Source organism: Streptomyces sp. RPT161, assembly GCF_027533845.1.
Classification (GTDB): Bacteria; Actinomycetota; Actinomycetes; order Streptomycetales; family Streptomycetaceae; genus Streptantibioticus_A; species Streptantibioticus_A silvisoli_A.
Window position 1 is genome coordinate 65,565 of sequence record NZ_JAPZVN010000022.1, and the last position, 18,264, is coordinate 83,828.

Genomic DNA, 18,264 nt, shown 5'->3' on the forward strand with positions numbered 1-18,264 from the left:
CGCAGTGGGCATGACAGAACTCAATGGTTCCCCGGGCGAAAGAATCGCCGCCGAACACGCCCCGCCGCCGCACGACTCCGACGAGGAGCGGCTGCGCCAACTCGGCTACACCCAGGTGCTGGCGCGGCGGATGACGGCGTTCTCCAACTTCGCCGTCTCCTTCACCATCATCTCGGTGCTATCCGGCTGTCTGACGCTCTACGGCTTCGGTATGAACACCGGCGGCCCGGCGATGCTGATCTGGGGCTGGGTCGGGGTGGGCCTGATGACGCTGATCGTCGGGCTGGCGATGGCGGAGGTGTGTTCGGCGTATCCGACCTCGGCCGGGCTGTACTTCTGGGCGCACCGGCTGGCGCCGCCCCGGACCGCCGCCGCCTGGGCCTGGTTCACCGGCTGGTTCAACGTGCTCGGCCAGATCGCGGTGACCGCCGGTGTGGACTTCGGCGCGGCGAGCTTCCTGGGCGCCTATCTGAACCTGCAGTTCGGCTTCACGGTGACCGCGCCGCGCACCATCGGGCTGTTCGCGGTGATCCTGCTGCTGCACGGTCTGCTGAACACGTTCGGCGTGCGGATCGTGGCGATCCTCAACGACGTCAGCGTGTGGTGGCACGTCCTCGGCGTGGCGGTGATCGTCGGCGCGCTCACCCTCGCACCGGCCAAGCACCAGTCCGCGTCCTTCGTCTTCACCCACTTCGTCAACAACACCGGCTGGCACAGCTCCTTGTACGTGGGACTGCTGAGCCTTCTCGTGGCGCAGTACACCTTCACCGGCTACGACGCCTCCGCCCACATGACCGAGGAGACCAAGGACGCCTCGGTGGCCGGGCCGCGCGGCATCGTGCGCTCCATCTGGCTGTCCTGGATCGCGGGCCTGGTGCTGCTGCTGGGCTTCACCTTCGCCATCCAGTCCTGGGACGGCACGTTGAACACCAGGACCGGAGTGCCGCCCGCGCAGATCCTGCTGGACGCGGTCGGCGCGACCGGCGGCAAGCTGCTGCTCCTGGTGGCGATCGGCGCGATGCTGTTCTGCGGGATGTCGTCGGTGACGGCCAACAGCCGGATGATCTACGCCTTTTCACGGGACGGCGCGCTGCCGTACTCGCGCGTCTGGCAGCGGATCAACCCGCGCACCCGCACCCCCACCAACGCGGTCTGGCTCGCCGCCCTGGGCGCGCTGGTCCTGGGCCTGCCGTACCTGATCAACTCGACCGCGTACGGGGCGGTGACGTCCATCGCCACCATCGGCCAGTACATCGCCTACGTCATCCCCATCTACCTGCGGCTGCGCCAGGGCGACCGCTTCGACCGCGGCCCCTGGCACCTGGGCCGCTGGAGCCGTCCGATCGGCGTGGTGTCGGTGGCCTGGGTGACGCTGATCACGCTGCTGTTCATGCTGCCGCAGTCCAGTCCGGTGACCGCCGAGACCTTCAACTACGCGGTGATCGCCGTGCTGGCGGTGCTGGGCTTCGCCGCCACCTGGTGGCTGCTGTCGGCCCGCGGCTGGTTCCTCAAGGATCCGCGGCCCACCGACGCCATATGAGATCGAAGCCAGGGCCCCCGCCCGGCTATGCTGCGGGGTGCGGGCCATTAGCTCAATTGGCAGAGCAGTGGACTTTTAATCCATTGGTTCAGGGTTCGAGCCCCTGATGGCCCACCGGTCCAGCGCCCCTCGCGGGGCGCTGACCTGTGAGATCGCGTCCCGGCTGGTTGCTTCGGCCGGGGCGCTTTCCCTTGCCCGGGGCGTCCGCGGGGGTGGGCGGCTCGGCATCCGCCGACGGAGCGGACGCCGGACGGGGCACGCGGGACGGTTCCGCGGCGGCTTCGGCCGCGGCTTTGTCGACTTCGGGCAGCAGACTCGTGTACGTGTCCGAGGTCAGCGTGATCGTGGAGTGCCGCAGCGTCTCCTTGATCGTGTGAAGATCGCCACCTCCGCCGTGGGTGAGGGTCGCCGCGACATGCCGCAGATCCCGAAGCGTGATCGGCGGCAGGTCCAACCGCCGCGCCGAAGCCGCCCGCCTACGCTCCACCACTCCCGGCACTGTGCCGCAGCAGCGAACGCAAGCCGCAGCGCCCGCGTCCGCTGCCGCGATGATGAGCCGCCGTCAACGCCAGAGGTAAGGAGAAGAAGCAAGCGCAATCCATCCCCACCGTCTGCTCCCGATGACCGCTCAACGGTCAACCCACCACGTCGGACACCGTGAAAGGGAGGGTTGGCCCCGCCCTGTAGGGTGTTTCCGCAGGTGACAGTGTTGCGGTGACAGTTCTCCCTGTATAGCTCGACTCACCTGCTGTCCCGTCAAGCCTTTTTTCCGCAGGCAGACCGCTGGCCGAGTGCTGAGGAGCCATGAGTGCGTCCGCTGGGTATCGAGGGCGCGTGGCTGCTGGACACTGATGTCTTCGCCGACGATCGGGGCAGCTTCCACCAGTGGTTCCAGGGCGGTGACTTCCGGGCGGCGACCGGTCATGAGCTGCGGGTCGCTCAGGCCAACTGTTCGGTTTCCCGTCGTGGCGCGCTGCGTGGCATCCACTTCGCCGACGTGCCACCGGGGCAGGGCAAGCAGGTAACGTGCCTGCACGGAGCGGTGTTCGACGTCGTGGTGGACCTCCGGGTCGGCTCGCCGACCTTTCGCCGCTGGGAAGCCGTGCGGCTGGACGACCAGCACCGTCGTGCTGTCTACCTTGCGGAAGGTCTCGGCCATGCCTTCCTCGCGCTGACCGACGACACGGTTGTGGCGTATCTGACCTCGCAGGGATACGCGCCCCAGCGGGAACACGCGATCCACCCCCTCGACCCCGCCCTCGGCATCGACTGGCCGGGCGATGTGGAACCGGTGTTGTCGCCCAGGGACGCCGCCGCACCCACCCTTGCAGAGGCGGAGCGCCGGGGGCTGCTGCCTTCGTACAGGGCCTGCCGGGAGTTCTACGCCGACCTGCGCGCCGCCGCCAGTGAGCAGGTCGGCTGACCGGCCGCGTTGAGTTCGGCCTCCACCAGTTTTGGGACCGCTTCGGCCAGCGCGGTCCTCCAGTGGCGCATTGGTCCTGGAGCAGCCTTATCCGAGCCTCTGGGAGCGAGCACGCTGTAACTCGGTCGAACCGCTGCCCGGCGCAGGATGTCGCTGGTCGTCGGCCGCACCCTGTCGGGGTCAGCGCCGAGGAGGCGGAAGGTCTCACGAGCGAGTTCGTACCAGGTGGTCTCACCGTCCGCGGTGGCGTGGTGGACCCCCGGCCGAATGGCACCGTCCAGCGTGCCGCGCCCGAGCCACAGCAACCACTCGGCCAGGTCCAGGGACCAGGTGGGCTGGCCGCGCTGGTCCGTGACCACCTCAACGGTCTCCCGTTCACGTTCCAGCCGGATCATGGTGCGCACGAAGTTCCGGCCAACCGCGCCGTAGAGCCAGGCGGTTCGCACCACGTGTCCGGTGTGCGGAAGCAAGGACAGCACGGCGCGTTCACCGGCCAGCTTGGTGCGGCCATACACCGTGCGCGGCGCTGGGCCGGCGTCCACGGGGTACGGGCGGGTGGCTCCGCCCGCGAAGACGTAGTCGGTGGAGATGTGCAGCAGTCGTGTGCTGGTGTCGGCGCAAGCGGCGGCCAGGTTGCCGGGACCGTCCCTGTTGACGCGCAGGGCCCGCGCGGGATCGTGCTCGGCGTCGTCCACGGCTGTGAAGGCGGCACAGTTGACGATCACGTCGGGGCGCAGATCGCGAACCGCCGCCCTCACCGCGGCCGCGTCGGTGACGTCCAGTTCCGTGCGGGGCAGGCCGACCGCGGGTTCGCCCTCCTCAAGGAGCCGTCGGAGCAGGTCGTGGCCCAGCAGCCCGCCCGCACCTGTCACCAGCCACCGCATGGTGCGGCTTCCGGTCGCCCCTGGGACACCGAAGGCGCCCACCAGTCACGGTTGTCGCGGTACCAGGAGACGGTGGCGGCGAGCCCGTCGCGGAAGTCGTGCCGTGGCCGGTAGCCCAGTTCGCCGCAGACCTTGGAGCAGTCGACGGCATACCTCAGGTCATGGCCCTTGCGGTCCGCCACATGACTGACCATCTCCCAGCCGGCGTCGCACGCCGCCAGCAGCAGGTCGGTCAGCTCGCGGTTGGTCAGTTCGTTGCCGCCGCCGATGTTGTAGACCTCGCCCGGGCGGCCATCACGACGGACCAACTCGACGCCCAGGACGTGGTCGTCGACGTGCAGCCAGTCCCGTACATGGCGTCCGTCTCCGTACAGCGGGACCTTCCGGCCCTGGAGGAGGCTGGTGACGAAGCGCGGGATGATCTTCTCGGGGTACTGATGCGGTCCGTAGGTGTTGGAGGCGCGCGTCACCCGCACGTCAAGGCCGTGCGTACGGTGGTACGCCAGGGCCACCAGGTCACTGGCGGCCTTTGACGCCGCGTAGGGCGAGTTGGGTTGCACGGGGGCAGTCTCCGGCCAGGAGCCTTCGGCGATGGACCCATAGACCTCGTCGGTGGAGACGTGGACGAACCGGCCGACACCACGGCGAACAGCGGCGGCCAGCAGGGTCTGGGTGCCCAGCACGTTGGTGCGTACGAAGTCGGTCGCGTCCTGGATCGAGCGGTCCACATGGGACTCGGCCGCGAAGTGCACCATGTGGTCGTGAGTGGCGGCCAGTTCGTCAACCAGTTCCGTGTCGCAGATGTCACCGTGGGCGAAGGCGAATCCCGGGTGTTCTCGTACGGCGGCCAGGTTGGCCTGATTTCCCGCGTATGTCAGCCGGTCGAGGACGGTGATTGTGACGCTGTCGGCCTGCGGACCGCACAGCAGTGCACGGACATAGGCGGAGCCGATGAACCCCGCCCCGCCGGTGACGAGGATCCTGGTCGGTTCGTTGCGAGGTGGCTTCATGCGGAGATCTGCGCCTTGCTGTGGTCGCCGAGGACGAGCCGGTGGGCGCGCGGTACGGCGGGCGCGGGCGTCACCTCGACGCTGCGGCCGATCAGCGATGCCTCGATCCTTCCGACCCCGGTCACGGAGGCGTTCTTGAGCACGATGGAGAACTCGATCTCGCTGTCCTGGATCCGGCAGCCCTGGGCGATAGAGGTGAACGGGCCGACATACGTGTCAGTGAGGACGCTGCCGGAGCCGATGACCGCCGGGCCCACGATGCGGGAGTGACGTACCGTCGCGCCCGCGTCGATCCGCACCCGGCCGATGATCTCGCTGGTCTCGTCCACCTCACCGTCCACCCGGGGCTCCAGGGTCTCCAGGACGAGGCGGTTGACCTCCAGCATGTCGGCGACGTTGCCGGTGTCTTTCCAGTAGCCGCTGACCTCGGTGGAGCGAAGGTCACTTCCGTGGTCGATCAGCCACTGCAATGCGTGCGTGATCTCCAACTCACCACGCGCGGACGGCCGGACGGCGCGCACCGCCTCATGGATCGCGGTGCCGAATAGGTAGACGCCAACCAGCGCGAGATCGCTCTTGGGCCGCTGCGGCTTCTCCTGAAGGCCGACGACCCGGCCGGTGCCATCGAGCTCCGCGACCCCGAACTCGGATGGCCGCGCCACCCTGGTGAGCAGGATCTGCGCGTCCGGGCGTTGTGTGAGGAAGGTGTCCACCACGTCCGTGATGCCGCCGACCAGAAAATTGTCACCGAGGTACAGGACGAAGTCGTCTTCTCCCAGGAACTCCCGGGCGATCAGTACCGCGTGCGCGATGCCGAGTGGCGCCCGTTGCTGGATGTACGTGACGGTGATGCCGAATGCGCGGCCATCCCCCACGGCGTTACGGATCTCTGCCTCGGAGTCGCCGACGACAATGCCGACATCGGTAATCCCGGCGTCCGCGATCGCTTCCAGACCGTAGAACAGGACCGGCTTGTTCGCGACCGGTAGCAACTGCTTTGCCGAAGTGTGGGTTATCGGTCGGAGCCGGGTGCCCGAGCCTCCCGCGAGTACCAGGGCCTTCATTCGTGCAACTCGCTCCTCGCATTGGGCGCCGCATCATCAGGCGTCCCTGCCGGGTCACTCCATCACTGACGCCCGAACTGCGTCAAGGCGGTTGAGGCTGCCTTGAGCTGCGGATCCTGCCTGGAGAAGGCCGAGTTGCCCGGACCGGGGCGGACGTGCTTGTGTTCTCCCCAGCAGGTTCGTGCTGACCACGGGAACCTGGCTGGTTGACCTTGGTGGGTGCTGAACAAAGCCTTTCCACGGCAACGGTAAACGGGGAAGGTTCGGCGTGCGGCGCTGCCGTGCGGCGAACAGCTTGCAGGGGGAAACATGCAGGATGTTTTGCGTCACTTGCATATCTGGGGGCGCGGTAGCGCGGGTCTGGTCGGGGCCACACATGATGTGTCGCCAAGGACGGCCTTTGTAGAGTCGGCTGATTTGCTGCCGGCTGTGCTCGACAGCGGTCTGTGCGACGGCGAAACCATGGCTTTCTCCCCTTCCGGTGCTGCTCCAACTACCGCTTCGACAGCGGAGGTTGTGGAATACGAGGGCTCGTTCATCGCCCCCGGTGACGAGATGTCGGTGGGTGAGGACTTCTTCGTCGAGGTCCAGGACTACGCAGTCGCGCCTTTCCTCGCGATAGCCGGACCGACCCTGCTCCGCGTGACCGGAGAGAACGACTTCGAGGCATTTCTGCACGATGCCGATCAGGCGCGGGAACGGGGGGCGTTCCTGCCCGCGCTGGTCCACCCAATGATCCAGCTCGGCGACCTGTGCGCGCTGGGAGGCGCGCATGACTGTGGCGGCCCGCGCCACCGGCTGTTCGTCAACAGCCTCGGTGAGGTGCGGACCGCGCCACACGGCGCCCTGCTCGGCACTGTGCGGGACGGACTGGAGGGACTGACCGCGGTCTGGTCCTCCATCGAGCGTGCGCCAGGCTCCGGCTGTCCGGTCTGTCTGGGCCAGGCTGTTCCGACCGCCGTGCTGGAGGCCGCACACCGACAGCGGCCCTGGCTGTCACGCTATCTGCACGCCCTGGACGCGCTGCGGATGGCGGCCGCACGAGGCCTGACCGAACTGAGGGTGTCCGGTTTCGCCGAGCGCCTGGTGACGACGGGGGACCAGGACGCACCGGCCGTCGATCTCACCGTCGCCGGCGCGGAAGCTCCACTGCTGCTGTTCAACCCCGAGACCGCCGTGCTCCACGAGCCGCTCGGCAACCGGCAGTTCCAGCTGTCCATGGACGCCGCTCGCCTGGTCGAGCTGCTGATGGTCCACGGGGACCATGGCGTGGCGGCAGAGATGGCAACACGGCACCTCGGGCTCGGCCAAGACGCCGCACTGAGTGCCGTGGCGCAGGTGGAGAGCCACCTGACGGGCGCCGGTGTGCGGCTGCCTGCGGCACCCGCCGGTATTCCGGCGATCACGGGCTGAGCCCGTCCAAGACCCACGTCCCCGGCTCGGCTGTTGAGTCAGTCATGCCCTGAGGCGTGCGCGCGCACAGCGCGACCTCCCTGCTTTCCCGTTTGGAACGGGGAGACCACTCACGGGAAATCCCGAAAGGAGGGAAATCATGCAGAACACCATTGAGCTTTCCACGCTCGACCTCGGCATCTCCGAGCTGGAGCCGATGGAGGCCCCGGGCTTCTGGGACACCGCTGCCGGCTTCGTCACCGGCACCGTCATCGGCGGCGCGGTCGTCGGCGGTAGCGTCTACGGCGGCATCGCGCTCGGCGTCGCCATCACCTGATCGGCCTTTCGGCCCGTATCACGGAAGGAGCGTCCGCATGTACGCAGCGGCCGCCGCGTCTGAGCGCACCGCGCTCAGCGCTCCCGGGCTCGACCTGGGTATCTCTGAGCTGGAGCCGCTGGAGGCCCCCGACTTCTGGAGCGGTTTCACGACCGGTCTGACGTTGGGTGCCGCCGGTGGTGCCGCTCTCGGCACCGGCATCGGGATTGGCATAGCCATCACCTGACCGGTGAGTAGTTGAATCGCCGGGTTCCGCGACACCGGTCCGCGGAAGGCAGTGCGGAACCCGGCGCACCGCAAACCACAGCAAGACCTCGGGAGGCACTTATGACAAGCCAGCCAGTCGACAACCAGGGATTCCGCTCACCATTGTTCGTGGCGTCCATCATGTTCGTCCTGGTGGTGCTCATGGCGCTCTCCCCGTTGGTGCTGAACGGTGGTGCACGGTGGACCGCCCTGACGGTGCTCGTGGTCGTCGAGTTCGGCCTCGCCGTGCTGATGGGACTGCGCATCGCCCAGTCCAGGAGCGACAGGTGACGCGTCAGGACCCCGCCCGGTTCGACGGCTTCACCAAGACCTTCGGCACCACCACGGCCGTCGAGGATCTGACGTTCGCCCTGCGTTGCGGACGCATCCTCGGACTGCTGGGTTCCAACGGAGCGGGAAAGAGCACCTCGCTCCGGGGCCTGCTGGGCCTGATCCACCCCACCAGCGGCACCGCGACGGTCTTCGGCGTGCCGTATGGAGAACTCGCCCACCCAGCCCGCCAGGTGGGCGTCAGCATGGACGGCATGGGCTTCGTCTCCCATCTGTCCGGCCGCAGAAACCTTTTGATCGCCGCCCGTGCGGCGGATCTGGCCGCCAGCCGGGTGGACGCCGTCCTCGACCAGGTCGGCCTCACCGACAGCGCCGGGCGCAAGGTCAAGGGCTACTCGACCGGCATGCGCCAGCGGCTGTCCATCGCCGCGGCCCTGCTCGGCGACCCGGAGCTGCTGGTGCTCGACGAACCGGCCAACGGAATGGACCCGGAAGGCATCCGCTGGCTTCGCACGCTGCTGCGTTCGCTCGCGGACGAAGGCCGCACCGTCCTGGTCTCCAGCCACCAACTGGCCGAACTCGAACAGACCGTTGACGATGTCGCCGTCCTCCAACGCCGCCTACTGTTCTGCGGTTCGCTGGCACAGCTCACCGAGGACGGCAGCAGCCGCCTGGAGGAGAAGTTCTTCGAGCTGACCGCAACACCGGTGTCAGGAGCAGCAGTTGCGTAACCAGATCGCCGCCGAGACGCTGAAGGTGCGTTACAGCAGGTCCCTGCTGTGGCTGCTCGGCATCGGCACCTTCTTCGTCGTGGTCTCCAACCTTGGCCTGATGAGCCAGGGGAGGGGCCGTGTCGTCGCCGGAACGAGCACCGCGGCGGTGCTCACCCACGACCTGGTCCGTAACCCGTTCGCCTACCTGCTGTTCGTCTCGATGGCGGGCGCGATGGCCGTCTCTGGTGAGTACCAGAACGGCTACATCAGCCGTTCCGTGCTCCTCAGCGGAGGCCGCAACCGGCTGCTCGCGGCCAAGGCCATCGTTTCCTGCGGTGTGGGGGCCCTCTTCGGCGCCCTGGCCGTGGTGGTCGGTGTGGCGACCAGTTACGGCGCCCTCTCCTCGATCGGCCGCTCACCTGTTTTCGACCGCGAGACCTGGCTGATCCTGGGCGGCGTCTTCCTCGTCAACGTGCTCGCCGGGCCATGGGGCACGTTCCTCGGCTGGCTGGTGCGCCACCAGGTCGCCTCAGTGTCTCTGGTCTTCGTCATGACGATGATGGTCGATCCGGCGTTGCAGCGACTGTTGCCGTCCGTTGGCAAGTACCTGATGACCATCGCGATGAGCAGCGTCTACCGCGACGACAAGACCGGGTTGCTGTCCGAACCGATCGCGCTGGTGGTCATCGCCGCGTGGCTGGCGGTCGCGGCGGTCGCCGCCCGCAAGCTGCTGGCGAGCAGAGACATCACCTGACCCCAACGGCCGGTCCAGCAGTGCGCCATCGCGTTGGACCGCATGCGAAAGCGATCACGATCACCATGAGAACTGGCGGGCTCGACAACCGCACGGACCACTCGGCAACGGACGCCCCAGGTACGCCGGGGAACCGTCCGCTACCGGAGCGTCCGGCCCGGGCGGCCGGGACGGTCATCCACCCGCCGATGGAAGGCAGCGCGGACGACGCGCCATGGGTCGTCGTCCGCGCCGACCAGCGATACCTGCGGGTCGGCAGGGACGCGGCCGCACTGCTGCGACTGCTGAACGGCAGGCTGGACTGCACCGGTCTGGCCGATGCGCTGGGCGCTCGCTGGACCCCCGCCGACGTACGTTCCGCGCTGCTGGCCTTTGACCGCATGGGCCTGATCTCGGGCGAGGCGACGGCCGAGGACAGCGCGCGACCGCCTCGGCGGCGACGCGTCAGCTACGCGCCGCCACTCACCGTGCACCTCACACTCGCCGACCCGGCTCGCCTGCTCGCCCGGATCCGGCCCCTGGCGCTACGGACCTTCGGACGGGCCGGCCGGATCTGCGCGGCGATGCTCGCGGTATGCGGGGTGTGCGTGTTGGCCGCCAACTCCACACAGGTCGGATACGCGTTGGGGCATCCTCTGCCGCTTCGCGACTACGCGCTGTTCTTCGGCGCTCTGTTGCTGACCACGGCCCTGCACGAACTCGGGCACGGCACCGTACTGACCTGCTTCGGCGGCAGACCGAGCCGCCTTGGGATCATGCTGTTCTACCTGACGCCCGCCTTCTTCTGTGATGTGTCGGACGGCTGGCGACTGCCCCGCCGAGAGCAGCGGGCCTGGACCGCGCTGGCCGGTGTCGCCGTCCAGTGGACGGTCGCGGGCGCGGTGGCCAGCGGATCACTGCTGGTCCCGTCGGGCGAGCTGGGTGACTGTGCCCTCGCGTTCGCCGCCATGACCTATCTGCACGGGTTGCTGAACCTGATCCCGTTCGTGAAGTTCGACGGCTACATCGCCTTGATGAGCATGGTCGACATCCCGCACCTGCGCACCAAGGCGATGGACGACGCCCGGCGCTTTGTGGCCAGGATCCTGTTCGGCGGGGTTTATGAGCGTGAACTGCCGGGTGTCCGCTGGGCGGTTCCCTTCGGTCTGTGCTGTCTGGCGTTCCCGGTTTACCTCGTCGGTACCGCCATGTACCTGTGGCTCGGAGTGGCGTTGCGGGCGGGCGTGTTCGGCGCTGTCGCATTGGTCGCACTCCTCGGCTACCTCGCCTGGCGCTTCCTGAACGGCGCCGTGCGCGTGCTGCGGGAGGCGAGAGCGGCCGGCGCCCGCCCGGTCAGACTCGTCGGCGTGGGTGCCGCCGTGGCCGGCGCCGCCGTGGCGCTGCTCGCCCTGGTCCAGGTGCCGTACCAACTGGACGGGGGATACATCCGGCAGGGGGACACCGTCGAGGTGCTGCTCCCGGCCGGGGCTGACACCCACGTGCTGCGCCCCGGTATGCCGGTGAGCTTCAACCGCTCCGGCGTGGGCGGCGGCGCGCGGCTGGCACGGGGACAACTGGACGGTACCGCCGGGCGGGCCGTCTCCGCACCGGTCGAGGCGTTCCTGCCGGTCCGCGCGGACGCCGCCCGGTTGCCCGCGAACGCCTATCCGGCCACCAGCACCGGAGTTGCGTCGCTGCCGCCCGCAGGCTCGGCGACGCTGGACGGCGGGAGCCTGCCGCTGGGCCGGTGGATCGTCCAGGTGTACGGCGCACCCGTCGTCCGCGTCCTCACCCGTTGAGAAGCGAAGGAATGGTTGTGTCCGCACCCCGAGTGTCGGTGATCTGCCCCACGTACAACCGGGGCCGCGCCATCGTCTCCACCCTGGACTCGGTACGCGCCCAGTCGGTGCGTGACTGGGAGCTGTTGGTCGTCTCGGACGCGAGCGACGACGACACGGATGAGGTTGTGGCCGGCGTCGTCGCGCGGGACCCCAGGGTCCGGCTGATCCGCACCCGGCGCTTCGGCCATCCGTCCGGGCCGCGGAACGTGGCGCTGGACCAGGCCAGGGGCGGCACCATCGCCTACATCGACCACGACGACCACTGGACGCCCAACCATCTGAGCCGGGTGACCGCTGCGATCGACAGCGGCGCGCGGTTCGTGGCCACCGCGGCGACCCGGGTCCGCCCGTCCGGTGCGGCCGTCCACACCCCACCCGACATCCTGCTGTGCTGGCACCCCGAACTCCAGCTGATGGCCCCGCTGTTCGAACCTTCCCGGGTCGCCCACGAGGCCGGGCTGGCCGAGGCGGTGGGCGGTTGGCGCGAGTCGCCGGTCGGGCTTGAGGACTGGGACCTGTGGCTGCGATTCGCCGACGCGGGGGTGTGGTGCACCACGCTGATGGAGTCCACCGTAAGGCTGTTGGACGATCCCGCGACGCGACTGCACCACATGCCCTGCGGCTTCCAACTGGAGATCGCCCGCTTCCCCGACGCCCGAACGGCACGAGCGGCGTACCGAGCGCTCAAGGACCCGCGCCGGTCGCGGGCACTGCTCGAAGCCTGCCGACAGGACCTGCTGGAGTGGTACGGAGCACTGGCGGACGACGGTGGACTCGTGCGGCCCCTCGGCTGGCGGCCCGAGCGGCACGAACTCCTGGCGGCCGTCGTCGAGTTGGTGGACGACGCCGCCGACCCCTGGCCGGACCTCACCTTGGTACGCCGCGACGGCCATGTCTCCCTGGTGCGCGTCCTGCGGTGCATGACCGCCAGGCACGCCGCCCGCGTCGAGGAACTCACCCGCAGGACCCAGCCGCGCCAGCGCGCGCTGATCGACCAGGTGCTCGCCCCCTTCGTCGGCGCGGGGACCGACACCAGCCCGCCGACGGTGCCCGGCCGTGAGCGCCGCCCAGCCCAGACGCCCGCATGGCGCGTGGAGGAGATACCAGCATGAACCACTCGGCGACCGCGCCCAACCTGCCCGGTCTCGCCGGTGAGATCGCCGCCGCCCTGCGCGGCTCCCTGACCGTGGACGATCTCTACGGCGACCTCGGAGGCCCGCTCTACCACCAGTTGAGCCAGGGCGACAGCCACGAGGTCCGCGAGATCACCGCGGCGTTGCGCGGCATCGAAGGGCCGGTGCTCGAACTCGCCTGCGGCTCAGGGCGCCTCACCCTGCCCCTGCTCGCCGCCGGACACCACGTCACCGGCGTTGACAACTCCCCATCGCTGCTACGCCTGTTGGCCGAGCGGCTGGACGATCCCCGAGCCGCCCAACTGGCTCGGCGGCTCACCATCGTCGAGGCGGACATCCGGCACCTCGCCATGGACCGCCGTTACGGAGCAGCGCTGCTGGGCACCACCACCGTCGGCCTGCTGTCGCCGGCCATCCGCCCGGAGGTCTTCCGCGGCGTACGGCGGCATCTGGACCCCGGCGCCCCCTTCGTGCTCACCGTCTTCGACCCTCTCGGTGGACGGGAGTCGGGCCAGGGCGCCGCCAGGCCGGTGGAGACCACCCGCACGATGACGGTCGGCACCTCGGTGTGCACCCTCATCGACCATGTGACGGCGGACCGGTCGCGCCGCCATGTCGCCCTCTTTCGGGTCGGCACGGACCGTGAGCCGTTGCTGCTGACGTCCGAAGTACACCTGGTGACGGCCGCCGAGGTCATCGCCGAACTGGCCGAAGCCGGATTCGCCACCGAAGACCCACGCCCGGTGCGCGGTGCGACGACCGGCGCCGGCTCAACCCTGATCGTCGCGAGGAACACCGCATGAGCTTCACAACGCACGACCGCCCGCTGTGGGAGCTGCTCTCCCCGCCCAGTGCCTTCGGTCGGCCCGAGCGGCGCACGACCGGGGCCCGCGGCGCGTACCTGCGGTACGCCGACGGCTCCGAGCTGTTCGACGCCACCAGCGGCCTGTGGAACGTCAACCTCGGCTACGGCAACGAGGCCATCGCCGACGCCGTGCACACCGCACTGCGCGAAGCCTCCTACCTGACCCTCTTCCGCGGCTCCCATGACCACGCGATCGACGCCGCAGCCCGGCTCATCGCCGCGGCGGGACAGGACACCTACCGCCGTGTGGTCTTCTCGACCTCCGGAGGGTCGGCCAACGACCTGGCGATGAAGCTCGCCCGGCAGTACGCGGCACTGCGCGGCGAGCCGCAGCGGCGTCTGGTGGTGGGGCTCAAGGGGAGCTATCACGGGCTGACCTACGGTGCCTTCTCGCTGACCGGGGAGGCGCTCGGACAGGGCATGTACGGTGTCGACGTCCGTCAGGTCCGGCACGTCGACCCGCACCGGCCCGACGACTTCACCCGGTTGATGGCCCATGAGGGCCACAAGGTGGCCGCCGTTGTCTGCGAACCGGTACTCGGCTCGGGAGTTCACCCCGTACCGTCCGAACTGCTCGACGCCATGCTCGCGCTCCGCGAGCGGTACGGCTACCTGCTGGTCGCCGACGAGGTCGCCACAGGTTTCGGAAGGACCGGACCGCTGTTCGCGAGCCACAACTGGGCTGCCCGGCCCGATGTGTTGCTCACCTCCAAGGGCCTGACCAACGGCACCTGCGCGGCCTCCGCCGTTCTGGTCGGCGATCGGGTCTGCGCGGAGTTCGACCGGCATGACGCCCTCTTCGTGCATGCCGAGACCCAGGCCGGTACCCCGCCGACCTGCGCAGCGATCACCGAGACCCTGCGGCAGTTCGAGGTGCTCGACGCGCTCGCCCACGGCGGTCGGACCGCCAAGAACCTCGACGGACTCCTCGCCGACCTCGCCGATCGACTGCCCGTCGTCGGCCGGGTCACCGGCGCCGGCTGCTTCCGCGGCGTCCACCTCGTCGACCGTGACGGCGCACCCTTCGACGCCGCGGCCGTCCAACGGACCATCACCGCGATCCGGGCCCACGGCGCACTCGTCTACCCCGGCCCCGGCTGCGTCCAGGTCATACCCCCGCTGACCAGCACCCCGGCGGAGCTGGAAACACTGAGCACCGCCCTGCACAAGGGCCTGGCCGACGTCGCGGCCCAGGAAGCCCGGCCACGGTGACCACCGCACCCGCACCACCGCAGATTCCCGCCACCTGGTCTCGCCCCACGCTGCTGCACGTCGGCGTCGGCAGCGCGCTACGAGCGGTCACCGAAGGAGCCGCAGAAGGCGGTCTGGTGGCGGCCGATGACGGCACCGTGGTACTCGCGGACTCCGCGCTGCCGCGTGGTCTCGTGCAGCGGCTGGCCGCGGCCTCCGGCGGCGGCCGGATCCTGGACGTCGACGCTGGCGCCCCGGACGCCTCGGACCTGGCCCGGGCGGAGGCCCTCAGCGGCCAACTGTCCGGCGCCGAGCGCGTCATCGCCGTCGGTGGTGGAACCGTGCTCGACCTGGCCGCCATGGGCCGTCTGCTCACCGCCGACCCGGATGCCGCGGCCCGCATCCGGCACGGCGGATCGAGGCCTGGGCTTGTCGTCTTCCCCGACGTCCGTCGCCCGGAGCACTGCCCCGAACTCATTGCCGTTCCCACCACGGTCGGCACGGCGGCGGAGGTCAGTGCGGTGGCCACCACGGTGCTCGGCGGCCACCGCAAACTGGTCATCGCCCCGCTGCTCGCCGCCGACACGGCCGCGCTTGACCCTTGGACCACCGGGACCCTGCCCCCGACGCTTCTCCGGGAAGGAGTCTTGGAGGCGCTGTTCCGGGTCCTCAACAGCTACACGATGGAACCGGGACCGCACTGCCCACCTACCGCGGACGCGGAATCCCTGCACCTACTGGGCCAGTTGGCGGCTGTCGGAGACCACCTGGGCGACGCGGCAGATGACGCCGCTGTGCGCACTGACGCCGCCCTGCTGAGCGCGCGCACCGTGCTGGGCTGCTCCCAGCTGGGACGCGACCCATTCGCGGGCAAGATCTGGTACGTGTCCAACGAACTCGCGACGGTGGCCGGTGTACGCAAGATGGTCGCCACCGCGGCCACCGCACCCCATCTATGGCGACGGGCACTCGCCGGTGATGGACGTTTCGGCCAGGCGGCACGCATCCGCCGGGCCTGGGAGGCGGTACGCGACAACCTGCCCGGCCTTTCGCCCGACCCGGCCACGGGTCTCCGCGGCCTCGCCGAGCGCTGGTCCGTGCCACGGTGCCCACGCCCCTCCGTCTCGGCGGCCGCCCTGGCCTCGCGGGCAGTACGTGCGTGGGGTGCCGGCCTCCCCATGCTCGGCGCCCTCCGCACCGCTGACCTGCGTTCCCTGTACGCGGACATCCTTGGTGAGACGGGCAGTTCAGAAGGAGACTCCTCGCGTTGATCGACTATCTGGCCACCATCGCCCCTGCCACGGGTGTGGTCCGCGGCAGCACGGTCCTGCCTCCCAGCATGCCCACCGAGCCACTGTGGCGGGGGATGATGGAACTCGCATGGGACGCCGGGCCGGCGCCCGCTGACCGTCCACTGGCCGCCAACGTCGTGGGGGCTTACGGCGTGTCGCGGTCGGACGTCTTCGTCCGTGCCATCGGAGAGGCGGTCGAGCGGTACGCGCTACGCCCGGCGCCGACGGACGATCCGCTCCACGCGACCCATGCCGCCCTGGGCGCGCCCACTCTGGATTTCGGCCACCACGAGACGTCGATGGGCGAACCGACAGTGGCGAGCTGCGAGTTGGCGTGGTACCCCGCTCGCCGACTGAGCGATGGCGTCACCGTACGGGTACCCGCGGGTCTGGTCGATTTCCCCGCGTCCGATGCCGATGCCGTCGGCTTCGACCCCTCACCGTCCGGGGCAGCCTCCGGCCCTGGCCATCAGGCGGCATTGCGCTCCGCGCTACTGGAGACCATCGAACGCGACGCGGTCCTGGTCGCCTGGGCCCGCCGCCTGGAACTGCCGCGTGTCGACCTGGGCAGTACGCTGGCGCAACTCCCGCCGAGCCCTTCACTGACAAGGCTCCGTCGCGCCCTGGACCGGGCGGGCGGCGCCGGGTGCGAACCGATCCTGGCCCAAGTGCCCACGGGCGTTCCGGGCGTGGTGTGCGCGGTCGGGATCATCGTCGACGGTGCGCAAGACGACGCTCGCCGGCACCCCTCGGCCGCCGTGGGCTGCAAGGCGTCCACTGACCCGGCGGCAGCCCTGGCGGGCGCGCTGCAGGAGGCGCTCCAGATCCACTCGGTGCTGCGCGTCGTCCGGCACCGGCTGCCCGACGCTCCGGCGCCCGACCCGACTGCGATCACCGACGACGTGGCCCGCGCCCTCTACTTCGCCTCCGGTGAGGGCGTCGCGGCCGTCGACCGCTGGACCTCCTGCTTCGGCGAGCCGGTCCCGCTGCGACCGCCAGGGGGAGGCGAGGAGGCGACACTGACCGAGCTGATCGACTCGGTGCACGCGGACGGCGGCCGTCCGCTGGTTGTTGACCTCAGCCACCGGCTGCCGGATCCGCTGCGGCAAATGGGGTGGGCCGTGGTGAAGGTGATCCCGGACGGATACCAGCCACTACTGGTCAACGAGCAGCGTGCCTTCGTGTGGAACCGTCCCCGGTTGGCCACCGCCACCCATCGCACCGGACTCACCGCGCATGCGGCCGTCACCGACGCCATACCGCCCCACCCCCTCATCTGATGGTGGATGCGTGAGCAGACGGCGCGCCACCCGCCGTCCACCGCGCCGCCTGAAGAGCTACGCCCTGGAACGGGTCGCCTCCTGGCACCCCGACCTGACCACACTCATCCGTTGTGGGACGTCGACACCGTGCAGCCGCTGACACTGCGCAGCCATCCCCCCCCGAAGCGTGGCAGCCGACGACTGTGACGCTCGTGGGTGACGCCGTCCACGCCATGAGCCCGGCACTGGGCATCGGCGCTGACACCGCACTGCGCGACGCCCAGGTCCTGGGCGCCGAACTGCTCGCCGCAGCCCGCCGTGACAACCCCTGCCCGCGCGACCAGCGGCATCGGCGCCCACCGCAAAGGCCCTGGCGGAACAGGGCGCTCACGTCCTGGTCAGCGGACGGGACGAGAAGCGCCGCCGCGCCGTCGTGGACGCGATCCGCGCCCGAGGCGGTGAGGCGGATTTCATCGCGGCCGACCTGCGGGACTCGCGACCGTGCGCCGGCTGGCGCACCAGGCCACGGCAGCCGGCGGCGGCTGCGTGGAGACTGGTCGTGGCGCTCGCACCGACGATGGCCGAACGCGGGCAGGGTGTGACCGTGGACGTTAGCTCGCAGAACGCCGCCTTCAGCCCGCCGGGTCTGGCGCTGTACGGGGCGAGCAAGGCCGCACTGAACCTTCTCACCAAGGCATGGGCGGCCGAACGGGCCGCGAGGCGTACGCGTCAACGCCGTAGCCCCGGGCGCCCCCCGCACCGAGGGAACCGCACCGTTCGAGGAAGCCCTGTGCCAGATTGCGCGCAGGCCCCCTTGGACATGCCGCGGGTCTGCGCCCGCTACTCGCCTTCGCTGTCGGTGTCCTCACTCGTTCGGTGGTGGCTTCGTCATCATCCCGCTGATGCAGGCCGACGCTGTGCACACCTACCACTGGATGACCGACAGCCAGTGCCTCAACGCCGTCGCCCCAGTACCGGACGTCCTGGCTGCCCGACGCCGCGAGCGCTCCCGCATCTGCAGCCGTTAGGCGTTGGCAACCGGGTCGT

At 69.7% G+C, this 18,264-nt stretch carries 19 protein-coding genes, 1 tRNA gene and 2 pseudogenes; 18 read left to right on the forward strand and 4 right to left on the reverse strand.

Annotation, left to right across the window (positions count from 1 at the left end; translation table 11 throughout):
• Window positions 1-10: 10 nt before the first annotated feature.
• Window positions 11-1,540, forward strand: coding sequence for an amino acid permease (locus O5O46_RS29560; RefSeq protein WP_269858686.1), 1,530 nt, complete (start codon window positions 11-13; stop codon window positions 1,538-1,540).
• A gap of 41 nt (window positions 1,541-1,581) precedes the next feature.
• Window positions 1,582-1,654: transfer RNA gene (locus tag O5O46_RS29565), tRNA-Lys, on the forward strand.
• Here the strand turns inward: O5O46_RS29565 and O5O46_RS29570 are convergent.
• Window positions 1,629-1,991 (reverse strand): annotated as a pseudogene (locus O5O46_RS29570) (hypothetical protein); the annotation flags it as partial. The gene O5O46_RS29565 and the pseudogene O5O46_RS29570 sit on opposite strands and share 26 nt — an antisense overlap.
• A gap of 357 nt (window positions 1,992-2,348) precedes the next feature.
• Between O5O46_RS29570 and O5O46_RS29575 the strand changes: the two are divergent.
• Window positions 2,349-2,963, forward strand: a complete 615-nt coding sequence (locus O5O46_RS29575; RefSeq protein ID WP_269858687.1) for a dTDP-4-dehydrorhamnose 3,5-epimerase family protein — start codon at window positions 2,349-2,351, stop codon at window positions 2,961-2,963.
• On the opposite strand, the gene rfbD is transcribed toward O5O46_RS29575, so the two are convergent.
• From rfbD to O5O46_RS29590, 3 genes are read right to left on the reverse strand one after another with little or no spacing between them, the layout of a single operon-like run.
• Complete coding sequence (gene rfbD, locus O5O46_RS29580) at window positions 2,921-3,847, reverse strand: dTDP-4-dehydrorhamnose reductase (protein WP_269858688.1); 927 nt, start codon at window positions 3,845-3,847, stop codon at window positions 2,921-2,923. The two genes, O5O46_RS29575 and rfbD, sit on opposite strands and share 43 nt — an antisense overlap.
• The gene (rfbB, locus tag O5O46_RS29585; protein WP_269858689.1) at window positions 3,832-4,857 is read right to left on the reverse strand and encodes a dTDP-glucose 4,6-dehydratase; all 1,026 of its coding nucleotides are present in this window, start codon (window positions 4,855-4,857) and stop codon (window positions 3,832-3,834) included. Before rfbB ends, rfbD begins: the two co-directional genes overlap by 16 nt.
• Window positions 4,854-5,921 (reverse strand): glucose-1-phosphate thymidylyltransferase, encoded by a 1,068-nt coding sequence (locus O5O46_RS29590; RefSeq protein WP_269858690.1) that lies wholly within the window; start codon window positions 5,919-5,921, stop codon window positions 4,854-4,856. The genes rfbB and O5O46_RS29590 overlap by 4 nt, the downstream gene beginning before the upstream one ends.
• A 309-nt stretch (window positions 5,922-6,230) precedes the next feature.
• Here O5O46_RS29590 and mpaB point away from each other — a divergent pair, with 309 nt between their 5' ends.
• From mpaB to O5O46_RS29660, 15 genes and pseudogenes are all read left to right on the forward strand, one after another.
• A complete protein-coding gene (gene mpaB / locus O5O46_RS29595) occupies window positions 6,231-7,334 on the forward strand; it encodes a daptide biosynthesis RiPP recognition protein (RefSeq protein WP_333482434.1) in 1,104 nt (367 codons plus the stop codon).
• A gap of 139 nt (window positions 7,335-7,473) precedes the next feature.
• On the forward strand, window positions 7,474-7,650 hold the full coding sequence (locus O5O46_RS29600; protein ID WP_269858692.1) for a hypothetical protein: 177 nt from the start codon (window positions 7,474-7,476) through the stop codon (window positions 7,648-7,650).
• Window positions 7,651-7,687: 37 nt separating this feature from the next.
• Window positions 7,688-7,876 carry a hypothetical protein gene (locus O5O46_RS29605; RefSeq protein WP_269858693.1) on the forward strand — a complete coding sequence of 63 codons (189 nt, stop codon included), beginning with the start codon at window positions 7,688-7,690 and terminating at the stop codon, window positions 7,874-7,876.
• A 101-nt stretch (window positions 7,877-7,977) separates the two neighbouring features.
• The gene (locus O5O46_RS29610; protein ID WP_269858694.1) at window positions 7,978-8,187 is read left to right on the forward strand and encodes a hypothetical protein; all 210 of its coding nucleotides are present in this window, start codon (window positions 7,978-7,980) and stop codon (window positions 8,185-8,187) included.
• Window positions 8,184-8,918 (forward strand): ABC transporter ATP-binding protein, encoded by a 735-nt coding sequence (locus O5O46_RS29615; protein WP_269858695.1) that lies wholly within the window; start codon window positions 8,184-8,186, stop codon window positions 8,916-8,918. Before O5O46_RS29610 ends, O5O46_RS29615 begins: the two co-directional genes overlap by 4 nt.
• A complete protein-coding gene (locus tag O5O46_RS29620; RefSeq protein ID WP_269858696.1) occupies window positions 8,911-9,654 on the forward strand; it encodes an ABC transporter permease in 744 nt (247 codons plus the stop codon). The genes O5O46_RS29615 and O5O46_RS29620 overlap by 8 nt, the downstream gene beginning before the upstream one ends.
• A gap of 65 nt (window positions 9,655-9,719) precedes the next feature.
• On the forward strand, window positions 9,720-11,432 hold the full coding sequence (gene mpaP, locus O5O46_RS29625; protein WP_269858697.1) for a daptide biosynthesis intramembrane metalloprotease: 1,713 nt from the start codon (window positions 9,720-9,722) through the stop codon (window positions 11,430-11,432).
• A gap of 17 nt (window positions 11,433-11,449) precedes the next feature.
• Entirely contained in the window at window positions 11,450-12,586 is a 1,137-nt protein-coding gene (locus O5O46_RS29630) for a glycosyltransferase family 2 protein (protein WP_269858698.1), read from the forward strand.
• Window positions 12,583-13,410, forward strand: a complete 828-nt coding sequence (mpaM, locus tag O5O46_RS29635) for a daptide-type RiPP biosynthesis methyltransferase (protein ID WP_269858699.1) — start codon at window positions 12,583-12,585, stop codon at window positions 13,408-13,410. The genes O5O46_RS29630 and mpaM overlap by 4 nt, the downstream gene beginning before the upstream one ends.
• Window positions 13,407-14,684: a daptide-type RiPP biosynthesis aminotransferase gene (gene mpaD / locus O5O46_RS29640; RefSeq protein WP_269858700.1), complete on the forward strand. Its 1,278-nt coding sequence runs from the start codon at window positions 13,407-13,409 to the stop codon at window positions 14,682-14,684. Before mpaM ends, mpaD begins: the two co-directional genes overlap by 4 nt.
• Window positions 14,681-15,934, forward strand: coding sequence for a daptide-type RiPP biosynthesis dehydogenase (mpaC, locus tag O5O46_RS29645; RefSeq protein WP_269858701.1), 1,254 nt, complete (start codon window positions 14,681-14,683; stop codon window positions 15,932-15,934). Before mpaD ends, mpaC begins: the two co-directional genes overlap by 4 nt.
• Window positions 15,931-17,235, forward strand: coding sequence for a YcaO-like family protein (locus O5O46_RS29650; protein ID WP_269858702.1), 1,305 nt, complete (start codon window positions 15,931-15,933; stop codon window positions 17,233-17,235). The genes mpaC and O5O46_RS29650 overlap by 4 nt, the downstream gene beginning before the upstream one ends.
• Before the next feature lie 215 nt (window positions 17,236-17,450).
• Window positions 17,451-17,819, forward strand: coding sequence for a hypothetical protein (locus tag O5O46_RS35700; protein WP_443072659.1), 369 nt, complete (start codon window positions 17,451-17,453; stop codon window positions 17,817-17,819).
• A pseudogene (locus O5O46_RS29655) lies at window positions 17,795-17,887 on the forward strand (short-chain dehydrogenase); the annotation flags it as partial. The gene O5O46_RS35700 and the pseudogene O5O46_RS29655, both read left to right, overlap by 25 nt.
• A gap of 232 nt (window positions 17,888-18,119) precedes the next feature.
• Window positions 18,120-18,245: a hypothetical protein gene (locus O5O46_RS29660; protein WP_269858723.1), complete on the forward strand. Its 126-nt coding sequence runs from the start codon at window positions 18,120-18,122 to the stop codon at window positions 18,243-18,245.
• Window positions 18,246-18,264 lie beyond the last annotated feature (19 nt).

Coding starts and splice junctions, on each gene's coding strand:
- O5O46_RS29560 (WP_269858686.1), top strand. CDS start 11: ATGACAGAACTCAATGGTTCCCCGGGCGAAAGAATCGCCGCCGAACAC.
- rfbD (WP_269858688.1), bottom strand. CDS start 3,847: ATGCGGTGGCTGGTGACAGGTGCGGGCGGGCTGCTGGGCCACGACCTG.
- rfbB (WP_269858689.1), bottom strand. CDS start 4,857: ATGAAGCCACCTCGCAACGAACCGACCAGGATCCTCGTCACCGGCGGG.
- O5O46_RS29590 (WP_269858690.1), bottom strand. CDS start 5,921: ATGAAGGCCCTGGTACTCGCGGGAGGCTCGGGCACCCGGCTCCGACCG.
- mpaB (WP_333482434.1), top strand. CDS start 6,231: ATGCAGGATGTTTTGCGTCACTTGCATATCTGGGGGCGCGGTAGCGCG.
- O5O46_RS29600 (WP_269858692.1), top strand. CDS start 7,474: ATGCAGAACACCATTGAGCTTTCCACGCTCGACCTCGGCATCTCCGAG.
- O5O46_RS29605 (WP_269858693.1), top strand. CDS start 7,688: ATGTACGCAGCGGCCGCCGCGTCTGAGCGCACCGCGCTCAGCGCTCCC.
- O5O46_RS29610 (WP_269858694.1), top strand. CDS start 7,978: ATGACAAGCCAGCCAGTCGACAACCAGGGATTCCGCTCACCATTGTTC.
- mpaP (WP_269858697.1), top strand. CDS start 9,720: ATGAGAACTGGCGGGCTCGACAACCGCACGGACCACTCGGCAACGGAC.
- mpaM (WP_269858699.1), top strand. CDS start 12,583: ATGAACCACTCGGCGACCGCGCCCAACCTGCCCGGTCTCGCCGGTGAG.
- mpaD (WP_269858700.1), top strand. CDS start 13,407: ATGAGCTTCACAACGCACGACCGCCCGCTGTGGGAGCTGCTCTCCCCG.
- O5O46_RS35700 (WP_443072659.1), top strand. CDS start 17,451: ATGAGCCCGGCACTGGGCATCGGCGCTGACACCGCACTGCGCGACGCC.
- O5O46_RS29660 (WP_269858723.1), top strand. CDS start 18,120: ATGCAGGCCGACGCTGTGCACACCTACCACTGGATGACCGACAGCCAG.